The organism is Herbivorax alkaliphila, from assembly GCF_030848475.1.
Classification (GTDB): Bacteria; Bacillota; Clostridia; order Acetivibrionales; family Acetivibrionaceae; genus Herbivorax.
In genome coordinates this window covers 1-12,405 of record NZ_JAVDDS010000070.1, presented here as the reverse complement: position 1 = coordinate 12,405, position 12,405 = coordinate 1, and the positions used below count along the sequence as shown (strand labels likewise).

The window sequence follows — 12,405 nt, the reverse complement described above, 5'->3', positions numbered from 1 at the left end:
TGGCAATTATTAGAGTTTTTAACCCATTTAGTTTCTACATAAATGCCTTTATCCAAAATATGAACAAATCTCTTTTTAGAATTAAGTTGGGTAATTAAAATAATAAAAACCTAACCTTTGTCAGGTTTCATATTTCATAAAATAAGTTATTATTAAATTAACAAGAAAAAACTTAAAAATATTTTGGAGGTGCTTTCTATGAAAATTGTTGAAATTAATAATCTTACTAAATATTATGGAAAATTTAGAGCATTAAACGAGGTAGATCTTAACATTAAAAGAGGCGAATGCATAGGATTCCTTGGACCTAATGGAGCTGGTAAAACAACAACAATAAGGATACTTCTTGGACTATTAAGAAAAAGCTCTGGAGAAGCAAAGCTGTTTGGAAAAGATGTATGGAGTGATTCAGTTGATATTCACAAAAAATTAGCATATGTACCTGGAGATGTTCATCTGTGGCCCAATCTTACAGGTGGAGAAGTAATTGATTTATTTGGAAAGCTTCGTGGAGGTTTAAACCAAGGAAAAAGAAAAGATTTATTAGAACTTTTTGATTTAGACCCAACTAAAAAATGTAGTACTTATTCAAAAGGAAACAGACAAAAGGTAGGTCTTATATCAGCATTTTCCTCAGATGTAGATTTCTATATTCTTGATGAACCAACCTCTGGACTTGACCCACTGATGACAGCAGTTTTTCAGGATTGTGTTAAAAATCTTAAAAAACAAGGAAAAACTGTACTAATGTCTAGTCACATACTAGCCGATGTAGAGAAACTATGTGACAAGGTAACTATTATAAGGCAAGGAGAGATAGTTGAATCCGGTACCTTAGACCAGCTAAGACACATGACTAAAATGACAATTTCAGTTGAAACAAATAATCCTGTAAAAGAAATAGATAAAATTGAAAGTGTAAGCAATATAAGCACAAGTGGAAATACTACAACATTCCAAATAGATAAGAACATGGTAGGAGAAGCAATCGAATACTTGGTAAGATTTAATATAAAATCAGTAGTTAGCACTCCACCCACATTAGAAGAACTATTTATGAAACACTATGGAGAAGATGTTAAATCTAATAATAATGCGAGGAGGGAGCCTTAATGAAAAAACAAGATTATGCAAATAACAAAACATTACTAAAACTTGCTATAAGACGAGATCGCATTAAAATTCCTATATGGCTTTTGAGTATTTTTAGCGTAGTTACTCTAATTACAAGGGTTTATGGAGATTTTTCTGTTCAAGATATGAAAGAAATAACTGTAATGGCTTCAACAAGTCCAGGCATGAGACTTCTTATAGCTCCTCTTTCACCTGAGAGTGTGGGTGAGTTGGGACAGTTCTTTCTTATGAGAATGTCAGCAATAATAGCGGTATTAGTTGCAATGATGAGCATACAGCTTATAATAAGACACACTAGAAATAATGAAGAAACAGGATGCTCAGAATTACTTAGCTCAACAGTAGTTGGAAGGTATTCTTCTCTAACAAGTGCTTTAATACTAGCTATAGTTTCAAACATTATAGTTTCAATTCTTATAGCTTTAGGCTTAGTATTAAATGGACTTTCATTAGAAGGCTCTTTAGTTGCTGGTGCATCATTTGGAGCATTAGGTATACTGTTTTCAGCAATTGCAGGAATTACTGCTCAGCTTTCTGAGAGTTCAAGAGGTTCAAATGGATTGTCAGCAATAATAATAGGCGTGTTATTTGTTTTAAATTCTATAGGGAACGTTATGGGAACTGTAAATGTAGATGGGATGGGTTTTGAAAGTGCTTGGGCTGTCTGGATTTCACCATTAGGATGGGCTCAGCAAATGCATCCTTTTGACCAAAACAACTGGTGGATATTATGCTTTTTCATAGTTTCATTTATACTCCTTACAAGAATTGCTTTTGTACTGGTAAATCATAGAGATGTAGGAAGAGGAATTCTCTCTGCAAGAAAAGGCACACCTACTGCTGCAAACTGGCTTAAAAATCCTCTTGGGCTGACTTTTAGACTACAGAGAATTAGTTTAGCATCATGGATAATTGCACTATTATTTTTAGGTTTAATTTTCGGAGCAGCAAGTACAGAGTTTGGTGAAATTGTTGAAGATATGGATGCTTTCCCACATCTTCAAAGAACCGCTGAAATGTTTATGTTCAGTTTAATCGGACTGATAGCTGCAGTAGTTTCTATATTTACAATGCTTTCGATACTAAGAATATATTCAGAAGAAAATGGAGGACCATTAGAGTCTGTCCTTTCAACAGCCGTAAGTAGAACTAAGATATTTTTAAGCTATATAGTGTTTAGCATGCTAGGAACAATAGCTATAATAGGTTCATTTTCATTTGGTATTGCCTTAGCTTCGGAAGGGAATTTCAGTCAAGGATTAGAATATATAAAAGCTGGATTGCTCCAAGCAACTGCTATAATTCCTATAGCAGGTTTGATAATAGCAATATACGGACTATTTCCTAAAGTTTCGAAAACAATTTCATGGCTGGTTGTATTTACTGCCTTGATGCTAGGACCTTTTTTCGGACCAATGCTAAATTTATCAGAAAGCGTTCAAAAAATATCGCCCTTCTCCCACATAGCAGTAATACCATCAGATATTTCATATATGAACGTAACTATACTCTTAACTGTTGGATTTGTATTTGCAATAATCGGAATCAAGTCTTTTAATAACAGAAACCTTAGTTTGTAGAAAAGAAATTGAGATGGTAGGACTTAGGTTTTACCATCTCAATTAAAAAAATATAAAGGATAGTGGTTGATATGAATAATAATGCAAAAATTAACAACTTAGTTTGTGATAAAACTTGGAGTGTAGATATAATATGCCAAAACCATTTAGAATATTGGCTTTTTGAGTATTTTGAAGCATTGTCAGTAAAGCATATTTGCAATGGAAATACACAAATAAAAGGCAGCTTAAAAGACATATCTTCAGTATATGGTATTATAGTTATTCTCAGGGATTTTGGTATTGCTTTTAATTATCTTAAAATAGAAAAGATTTTATAAAAATTATAAAATCTTAAGTTTTCTTGCTAAGGCTATGGCTTCTGTTCGACCTCTTACTCCAAGCTTACTGTAGATATTACTTGTGTGCCATTTAACAGTACCTACTGAAAGATATAGTTTTTGGCAAATGTCTTGGTTAGACATGCCTTCACTAATTAGTTCCAATATTTCTAATTCCCTTTTAGTAAGGTCTTCAGTAAGCTCTACGTACTCTGAGGACAAATTAGATGCATTATAATTAGAATTATTGTATTCCTCAAAAGAATCATTGCAATTTTTGGGTGTAGGAACTACAGCCTCGACAATTGAATTTGAAAAAGATGCTATATCATTGTTATTATTAACGTTATCAGCAAATGACATCAAAATTTTAGCAAGCCTTTCTCCCTCGTCAACAAATATCTGAAAAAAACCATTTTTATTCCCTAAATCCAATGCCTTAGAAATTAAACTATAACAATTTTGCAAATTGCAAGTATTATATTCTAGATAAGATTTTAAAATAAGTGTTTCTATATGTAATGGAACATACTCATTTTTTGATACTTTTTCTTCTATCTGATCTAAAATATTAAAAATGCACTGATATTTCACATTATCTTTAACAAGCAATAGTCTTGCCAAAAGTAAAAAACCTTTTTCTTTCCCCTCACTAATCTCCATTTCTTGTGAAACACCAATACTCAAAAGTAAATTCTCTGCTTTTAATAACTCTCCCTGCTGTATATATATCTTTGATTTCCATAGAGCCAATATAATATTAATAAAAACAGGAAATTTTTCAGTCTTACTTATATTTTCAATAAATAAAATACAAGCCATACAGTCATTATAGTCTTTATTTGAAAAGGAAATAGAAATTTTATAGATATAATTCCATGCTATAAAGATTAAGTCTTTTTGACTAACTATTATCCCCTTTTCTACAAATTGTTTAGCTTCTTCTAAATTGCCCTGTTCTCTTAATATATCACCTAACAACCCCCAGAGAGTTCCTATCTTTGTGAGGTTTGAATAACCTAAATATTGAGCAAGCACAAGTGTATCTTTTGCAAATTTTTTCGAATCATTGAGTTTGCCTAAATAGTTTAATGCAATTGAAACCTTTATTCCAGAAGAAACACAAAAATAGTTGCTTCCTGTACTCTTATTATTAAGATGAGCTTCAAAGTAATAGCTGTATGCTTGTTTAGGATATCCTGAAAATAGCTTAACGTCACCCAAAAAGATAGAAATACCCATTCGCCAGAAGTTATTTTTATCCGAAAGTTTAGAAAGAGCATCCTCAGCACTTTGAGTAGCTTTGCTAAACTCATTATTAAATATGTAATAGTAAGTTTTTATTGAAGACAACATACCCAAATATTCTTGGTGCTCAATTGGGTTATCGTAACCTATTTTATCAGCTTCTTCAAGCAAATTTCCGACACTTTTGTTGGACTTAACAACTAAAATAAAAAAAATGTAAATGGCTAATAATCGAGGATATTTTTTTAACAAATCCAAGGAATATAATTCCATACATTTAATTAGAAAACCTGGTCCCTCTAAAGTAAGTAATTTATCTAACTTTTCATGAAAAATATAAGCTGTTTTCTCTAGATTATCACTATAATAAGCATGATATATAGCTTCGGATGGTTCATCCTGTTTTAAGAACCATTCAGAAGCTTTTCCATGAAGATTTTTGTATTCTGCAGGATAATTTTTTTTGAGATGGAAAACAAGCAAATCTGAAAATAGATTATGATATCTATACCACTCTCCATTTGCATCTAATGGGATTATAAACATGTTTTCACGTTCTAAGGATTCAATAATTTCACAGCTATCTTGTCTATTAGTTATTAAGTCACATAGAGGAGCACAAAAATGCTTTAGTATAGATGTTTTTAATAAAAATTGCTTAATGTGTTCTGGTTGACTCTTGTACACTTCTTCGCCCAAGAAGTGTATTATGTGGCGATTGCTCCCTGAAAAATTATCAATAAACTTCTCGTATTCAATAGAATCTTTTAAATTATATATTGAAAGTGCTGCAAGAATAAGACCTGAGATCCACCCTTCTGTTTTATTATAAAGCTTTTCAATATGCTCTTTTTTTAGTTCTACACCTTTTTTTTGTTCTTTAAAAAATACTTTAAATTCTTCTAAAGAAAATTTAAGATTGTTAATACGTATTTCACTAAGTTTACCTTTTGCTCTCCATCTAGTTAAAGGCCAAGGGGGGTCTGAACGAGTTGATACTAAAATATGTACAGAAGAAGGCAAGTTTTCAATAAAGAAAATCATGTCTTTATTTATTTCAGGGTTTGTAATTAAATGATAATCATCAAGTACTAAATATGTGAGCTTATTTATAGAAAATAGCTCATTTAAAAAAGGATATAATATATTCTTAAAATCCACTTTGCCACCTTCCGAAAAATCATTGGATTTTAAAAGCTCCAACGATATAGAACCTATTTCATTGGAAAGTTCTTTTAATGATGTAATAAGATACATCCAAAATTTTTGTGGATAGTTATCTTCTGAGTCTATTGAATACCAAGCAGCATTAATCTGTTGGTTGCTAAGAAAACTTCTTATAGCAGTTGTTTTGCCAGAACCTGCAGGAGAAGAAAACAGAGTTATTGGCTTAGTAAAGCAGTTGTTTTGCAATAAATCTTCACTTATTTGATCTAACAAATGTTTTCGCATTAGTACATTTGAACTAATAGGTGGTATAGTTGTTTTTATTTTCAAAAGATTATTTTGCATTATAAAATTCTCCCTCTAGTTTTTTTAATTATATCACATTATTCTAAAATTAATTATAATTTATGAACATAAATTCAAGAGCAATATTAGAAATAGCAAGCTCTTTAGCATTTATTTTTTTCACTTTTAATTCTCCTGAAATACCACTACTTAAAAGACCCTGTAACTGGTGGGTACGGCATATAGATGATTTCTAATCTTTACCCTAGAATTAACTTCAGTATCCTTTCATAGGCCTTTGGCATTTCTGAAGTTGTTTCTATCATGCCTAGCAGACCAAATCCATTTGTTAATGTCATTAGGGCTATAGCTGTCTGTTCAGGGGACATTGGTAATTCCTTTCCATTTGAAGCAATACGTTTTTCAACACATACCTTATAGTTATCTATTACAAGTCGAATTCGATTAGCTAATTTCTCTCGTATTTCATCGTTCCGCATTGCATGAATAATAAACTCTAATGTAAGCAAAGCCCAATCACGTTCATTATTAATTTCTTCAACAAAACTTTCAGACAAAAACTCATCATTTAAAGATTCACTAGAAGCACCTGATATAATAAATTTTTCAAAGTCACCCGTATCAACTTCAAGATGCTTGTCTAATAGTGCTAAATAAAGTTCTTCTTTATTAGAAAAATTCGCATAAACCGCTCCTTTTGTGTAGCCTGCCACCTCAGCTACTTTGTCAAGACTTGCACCATAATAGCCATGTTGGGCAAATACAGTTTTGGCTGCTTCTAAAAGTGCTTCCCTTGTTTTTTCTTTAGCCTCCGCTCGGCTTAAACGTCTTTTTTTAGGAATATCTTTCATAAAAATCTCTCCTTGTTTATCTTTTTGCGCCTACTCACTGAATTAATCAGTTCTAATATCTCAAAGTATATTTTTGAAAATTCGAACTTGACATACCCACTAGTATTGATATACTATATAGTATGTGATACTAATCAGTATATCAATACTATATAGTATACTAAAAAAAAACAAGAAAGGAAAGCACTATGATTAAAATTTCTAATGTTACCAAACAATATAAAAACGGCTATGTTGCCAACTCAAATATTACATTGAGTGTGGAGCCAGGAGAGGTTTTTGGGCTTCTCGGACCAAATGGTGCTGGTAAAACAACTCTTGTGAATCAATTAATAGGTCTTACAAAGCCAACATCAGGTGAAATTACTATAGACGGAACCGACATAGTAGCAAACCCCGCGACTGCTAGACGACTATGCTCTTTTCAACCCCAGAGTCAAATCCCAATAGACGGCCTTAGTCCAATAGAAGCTATTGAACTTACTGGGCGTATAAGAGGTATTGACAAAAAATTTGCTCGTCGTCGTGCAATGGAATTAATTGAGCGGTTGCAACTTAAGCAATGGGCAAAAACCCGGGGCGAAAATCTTTCCGGAGGTGTCAGACGGCTAACGGCTTTTTGTATGACTTGTGTTGCACCATCTAAAGTTGTAATATTTGATGAGCCTACTAATGATGTTGACCCAGAGCGCCGTCGTCTTTTATGGAAGGAAATACAAAACCTCTCCGATAAAGGTCTTACAATTATTTTGGTAACTCACAATGTACTTGAAGCAGAGCGCTCTACTGATAGACTTGCAATTATCCACAAATCAGAGTTAATTCGTCAAGGAACTCCCTCCTCTTTTAGAAACAATGGAGAAGACCATATGATTTTAGAACTTACACTTGAGGTAGGTAAATCCACAGATAGCATACAGGGTATTGAATCAAATGCAGTACAGACAGGAAGACGTGTCTTTCAGCCTATAAAAATGTCTAAAGTGTCTCAATGGGTAAAATGGGCTAATGAATTAAGAAATAATCGTCTTATAGAAGAGTTTTCTATTAATCCACCTAGCCTTGAGGAATCATATCTGCAAATTGTAGGTGCTGTTGGATATGATAACGGCTTAGAAAATCAATCAAATAATTTAAAGGAGGAACAATAATGGATATACATATTAAACAGTATTTTTTATTATTAAAATGGCAATTACTCAGACTAAGATTAGTTATTCCCCTATTTGCTGTAATTCAAATAATGACAGGAGTCGGTTTTATTCTAGGACTTGGATTTATGGTTCCTGACATAGATACTGAAACAGCACTATTTTTTGTAACAGGTGGTCCAACCCTAGTATTGGTAATGGTTGGACTAGTAATGGTTCCTCAAATGATTACAGAAGATAAGGCCTCTGGTAACTTAACCTATATATGGTCTTTACCTATATCAAGAATTACCTATTTGCTTTCTGACCTGACAATGTGGATTTTCTCAACACTGCCCGGAGTTGTTCTTGCACTTATGGTAGGAAGCTGGTATTATAACTTCCATCTTTCTATTAGTTGGATGATACTGCCATCCATGCTACTGGTAAGTGCTACTGCAAGTTGTTTGGGGTATGCTATTGCTCACTTTATATCAAAACCCCAAATTGTCTCCATGATTACAAACTTGATAGTATTTATATTATTTTTGTTTTCTCCAATTAACTATCCACTGGAAAACTTACCAAACTGGATGCAAAGCGTACATACAGTGTTGCCAGTTACCCACATGGCTGATTTAATACGAAGCTCATTAACCAGCTATGAAATTGAATCACTGCCGACAGCCCTAATCATTGTAAGTGGATGGATGATGGTTAGCTTTGTTGCTGTTGCAGTAGTTCTCCAAAAAAGAAAGTGAATTGGTTTAGCTAAAGCTAAACATCGAGGCTTCAGGTGGAGACTCAACTCCACCTGAAGCCTTATAAGAGGAACTCCACCTTATAGAAGGTGGTTCTGAAAATGTAATAAATATCATATATTTTCTGTTCTATTCTCTGCACTGTAAAAAATTTAAACTGACTCAACCTTTACTTCTTTGCCTTTAAACGCAATACCTATTTTGACAATATCATTAATTCCAATGCCCTTTAATTCCTCGTCATATTTTTTATCCTCTATCTGCTTTAAAGCAGCTTCTAACGCTTTATCTATTGTCTCACCTCTTAAATCACTTGCCTTTTTAAACTCAATTATTATACCTTTTTTACTTTTATCCTTTGGTATAATCATTACATCATATCTTCCATAACCTGATTCTCTGTTTGACTTTATATTATATTCCTTATCTATATATACAAGCATTCCAAGTACAAATGCATGATAAAAACTTTCTGCTCTATCTTCTCCCACATCATTATAGCTTAAAACATTTCTAACCGTTCGTGCAAAAATCTCATGAAATGTATAAATATCTCCTGAAAGTAATGCCTTTAACATTTCATTTACACTTCCGCCTTTTATCGTCTCATCAAACCAATTTTCTAAAATATTTCTAAAAAAGTAGTATACCTCTTTGTTTGGTGCTTTAAGATCACAGTAAACCCCTTCTTCTCTCAAATACAGCTTAACAGGTTTTAAATAACCACTCATAAGCATAAAAGACCATATACTTTTATCCGACTTTTTTATTTCGCTATATACTATATTTTCATCTATTTTTACATCATCAACAGTTCCACCTTCAATTATATTTTGAATGTTAAACTGTATATTCCTATCTCCTGTTGTTACAAGCTCTTTTATAATTGCATTTCCACTGGTGTTTATCCAGTAAGGCTCTAATATTCCCTTATGTATATACATAACAATTGACCAAGGATTGTAAATAACCGTCTGTTTCTTTTTCCCAAACAAATAACCATTATACCACTCTCTTACTTTATCCCCTTCTTCTATTCCATAATAATTTAAAATTTCCTCTACTTCACCTTGAGTAAATCCAAAATATTCACTATAATTGTCACTGAATATAGTGCACACATTTAAATTGTTCATGTCACTGAATATACTTCCCCTTGCAACTCTGAAAATGCCAGTCAATACCCCTTTATATAAATTTGGATTGTTTTTAAAACCTGCACTCATAAAGGCTTTCATAAATTCTATTGATTCTTGCCAGTGTCCATGTATATACGCTTCATTTAAAATTGTGTCATACTCATCTAAAAGCACATAAGGCTTTTGCTTATGATGCTTATAAAGCATCTTTGACAACAATTCTAAACTATTAATATAGTCTTCTACACTACCCTCAGCAAAACATATTTTCTTAAATTCTTTTTTTTCGCTTTCAGTTATTTCTTTTGATTTTTCTAAATATAAATGCCTATTAAACTCTCCTTGTATTGCTTTTTTAATCAAACCTAAATTTATATCCCAACTACTTGTTTTTACATTTTTAAACGTCAACGTTATAACAGGATATTTCCCCTGCTCTTTTGTGTACTCTTCACCTTGAGCCCATATCTTATAACTTTTAAACATATAGCTGTTGTCTTTTTCACTCTTTTCAAAATAATATTTTAATAAAGACATGTTAAGTGTCTTTCCAAACCTTCTTGGACGTGAAATTAAAATAATTTCTGAACCGTCATCTATTATTTCTTTTATAAATAATGTTTTATCAACAAAATATAAATCTTCTTTAATTATTTTTTTAAAATCATCTACACCTACAGGTTGCCTTTTCATAAAATCACCCTTTATTATTATTCATATGTTTATTATAACCCTATACCAGTATAAGTTCCCTATACCAGTATAAGTTGCAATTTTAAAAATCATCTTATATAAAACGAAAGACTCTCAACTATTAATTTCATTCAATTCTCATAAGTGCATTATATTCATTTAATTATACTTATTTTTAGTTATATTCTTTTATTTATAATTAAATATTGACTTTTGGTGTTGATTAAAATAGAATATTAATTATACAAAAGGTGCCTTTATATATAAAATAACTCTAATTGGTTGTTCTAAATTAGATGAAGGCGATTATAGTGACAAATTAACAGCAATTTTAAAAATGAATAATATTAAATCTGTAACGGTAGTCAGAATGCGAGTACCTTGCTGTGGTGGAATTGAAAATGCAGTAAAAACTGCACTACACAATTGTGGAAAGTTGATTCAATGGCAAGTTGTAGTAATATCAACTGACGGACAAATATTAGAAACCTAGATTTTTATGTTTGTATATCCTGTTTTATTTTATTGTTTCAAATGGCCAATCAATTATTCCGCCTAAATTATATACATTAGTGTACCCTAAGCTTATTAGTATTTTCGCTGCAGTAATACTTCTTCTACCACTTCTACAATAAATAAATATAGTTGCATCTTTATCAGAAATCATTTTAGGTGCATCTCTATCAAGAATATCTAAAGGAATGAGCAAAGTCTCAGGTATATGTGCCTCTTCATACTCTGCTGGTGTTCTTACATCAAGTAGAATTATTCCTTTTTCACTGTCAATTCTCTCCTTAGCTTCTCTAGCTGATATATTTTTGTATGTTAAAACCGTTTCTTCTACAACACTAATATTATTATCACTTGTCATATATTGATCATCCTTTTCTATTATGTTAGAAGCATTAATTCCAGAAAGCACAATAACAATAATTATAACTGCACATTTATTCATATAAAAAACCTCCAATTCTTAGTTTTTAAAAAACTATATATATTATTTACCCATATAATTATATCCTTTCACATTTTTTTAAATTTACTTTTTCAATAAACCTTCTTCAATTGTCATATTTCTCATATCTTCAAGCTAAAAATCTATTTTTGGAGAATAGCACCCTAGAAAATCCCTGGCTTTTGTAAAATCATAATATCGGTGTAGCCTTTATTTTTTTCCACTTCACTTTTTACATAATATACTCGGCTCATCATTAAATAGGTGATGATAATTACTTTAATATATTTTTCATCAAAATTTTGAAAATCTCGATTAGACAGATTTTTAAGGGTTGTAGAAATTATATTTAAAAATCTTTTAATTCACCTTCAATTGCATTTTTTTCTATGGCTTGTCTTATTTTTGATACATCAATATCATAATCTGCTTCTTTTTTTAGAAGTTCTCCAAAAAAATCAAAATATAATTCTTTTATAACGTAATTTGGAACATTTAAATCTAATGAAGTAGGTCGTGATTTTTCAATAGTTAAAAACCCAAGGTAAAACAAAAGTGAAGTAAAATCATCCCGATGAAATCTTTTTGATAAACTAAACTCTGAGGTTATTACTGTATTTTGAGTTTTTCCCTCAGTTATTTCTTTTAATACCGCTAAATTTTGCTCTTTATTTTTTAAGTAAAACAACATTGCTAACTTCATATAATCACTGGCAATATTGTTATCAATCAATTGCTTTGGAGGTAAACCACTGCCACTATATTCAGAAGCATAGTATAAAATCATATCACTATTAAAGATTCTTCTTTTTCCATTTTCACTAAACAAATAACCATTATAGTATTTTTTTAAAACTGGCATCTCCTTTTCTATATCAATACTTTTCCCCAAGGATTGCTCTAATACTGATTTTACTTCTTCCTCCGTAAAACCAAGGCATTCATTAAACCGCACATCCATAGATTTGTTTTTACTAATGTTAAAACCACTAGTTAAGCCATCTAATGTAAGTGGGCTTACCCCTGTAGCAAACATTCTACTAACTAATCCACTACCAGTCGCACTTTTAATAACCTCATACCATTTACGTACAAATCCTGTTTGACTAATGGTTTCCTCA

General features: G+C 31.5%; 11 protein-coding genes and 1 pseudogene. 6 read left to right on the top strand and 6 right to left on the bottom strand.

Features of this window, described 5'->3' with window-relative positions; all coding sequences use genetic code 11:
• The first annotated feature begins 198 nt into the window (after window positions 1-198).
• The 3 genes from RBH29_RS16320 (at window position 199) to RBH29_RS16310 (ending at window position 3,034) form a co-directional block, all read left to right on the top strand.
• Complete coding sequence (locus RBH29_RS16320; RefSeq protein WP_306698061.1) at window positions 199-1,113, top strand: ABC transporter ATP-binding protein; 915 nt, start codon at window positions 199-201, stop codon at window positions 1,111-1,113.
• Entirely contained in the window at window positions 1,113-2,714 is a 1,602-nt protein-coding gene (locus RBH29_RS16315; RefSeq protein ID WP_306698060.1) for an ABC transporter permease, read from the top strand. Before RBH29_RS16320 ends, RBH29_RS16315 begins: the two co-directional genes overlap by 1 nt.
• Before the next feature lie 71 nt (window positions 2,715-2,785).
• Window positions 2,786-3,034 carry a hypothetical protein gene (locus RBH29_RS16310; protein ID WP_306698059.1) on the top strand — a complete coding sequence of 83 codons (249 nt, stop codon included), beginning with the start codon at window positions 2,786-2,788 and terminating at the stop codon, window positions 3,032-3,034.
• Window positions 3,035-3,037: 3 nt separating this feature from the next.
• Here the strand turns inward: RBH29_RS16310 and RBH29_RS16305 are convergent, their stop codons facing one another.
• Window positions 3,038-5,794 (bottom strand): LuxR C-terminal-related transcriptional regulator, encoded by a 2,757-nt coding sequence (locus tag RBH29_RS16305; RefSeq protein WP_306698058.1) that lies wholly within the window; start codon window positions 5,792-5,794, stop codon window positions 3,038-3,040.
• A 200-nt stretch (window positions 5,795-5,994) separates the two neighbouring features.
• Window positions 5,995-6,606, bottom strand: a complete 612-nt coding sequence (locus tag RBH29_RS16300) for a TetR/AcrR family transcriptional regulator (RefSeq protein ID WP_306698057.1) — start codon at window positions 6,604-6,606, stop codon at window positions 5,995-5,997.
• A gap of 188 nt (window positions 6,607-6,794) precedes the next feature.
• Here RBH29_RS16300 and RBH29_RS16295 point away from each other — a divergent pair, with 188 nt between their 5' ends.
• The gene (locus RBH29_RS16295; RefSeq protein ID WP_306698056.1) at window positions 6,795-7,757 is read left to right on the top strand and encodes an ABC transporter ATP-binding protein; all 963 of its coding nucleotides are present in this window, start codon (window positions 6,795-6,797) and stop codon (window positions 7,755-7,757) included.
• On the top strand, window positions 7,757-8,497 hold the full coding sequence (locus RBH29_RS16290; protein ID WP_306698055.1) for an ABC transporter permease: 741 nt from the start codon (window positions 7,757-7,759) through the stop codon (window positions 8,495-8,497). Before RBH29_RS16295 ends, RBH29_RS16290 begins: the two co-directional genes overlap by 1 nt.
• Before the next feature lie 152 nt (window positions 8,498-8,649).
• Here the strand turns inward: RBH29_RS16290 and RBH29_RS16285 are convergent, their stop codons facing one another.
• Window positions 8,650-10,329 (bottom strand): AAA family ATPase, encoded by a 1,680-nt coding sequence (locus tag RBH29_RS16285; protein ID WP_306698054.1) that lies wholly within the window; start codon window positions 10,327-10,329, stop codon window positions 8,650-8,652.
• A 265-nt stretch (window positions 10,330-10,594) separates the two neighbouring features.
• On the opposite strand from RBH29_RS16285, the pseudogene RBH29_RS16280 reads away from it, so the two are divergent.
• A pseudogene (locus RBH29_RS16280) lies at window positions 10,595-10,822 on the top strand (4Fe-4S ferredoxin); the annotation flags it as partial.
• Between the two features lie 24 nt (window positions 10,823-10,846).
• Here RBH29_RS16280 and RBH29_RS16275 read toward each other — a convergent pair.
• From RBH29_RS16275 to RBH29_RS16270, 3 genes are all read right to left on the bottom strand, one after another.
• The gene (locus tag RBH29_RS16275) at window positions 10,847-11,284 is read right to left on the bottom strand and encodes a rhodanese-like domain-containing protein (RefSeq protein WP_306698053.1); all 438 of its coding nucleotides are present in this window, start codon (window positions 11,282-11,284) and stop codon (window positions 10,847-10,849) included.
• Between the two features lie 164 nt (window positions 11,285-11,448).
• On the bottom strand, window positions 11,449-11,568 hold the full coding sequence (locus RBH29_RS17910) for a PD-(D/E)XK nuclease domain-containing protein (RefSeq protein ID WP_373463348.1): 120 nt from the start codon (window positions 11,566-11,568) through the stop codon (window positions 11,449-11,451).
• A gap of 65 nt (window positions 11,569-11,633) precedes the next feature.
• Window positions 11,634-12,405, bottom strand: a 772-nt coding sequence (locus RBH29_RS16270; protein WP_306698052.1) for a P-loop NTPase family protein, incomplete at its 5' end; no start/stop codon positions are given.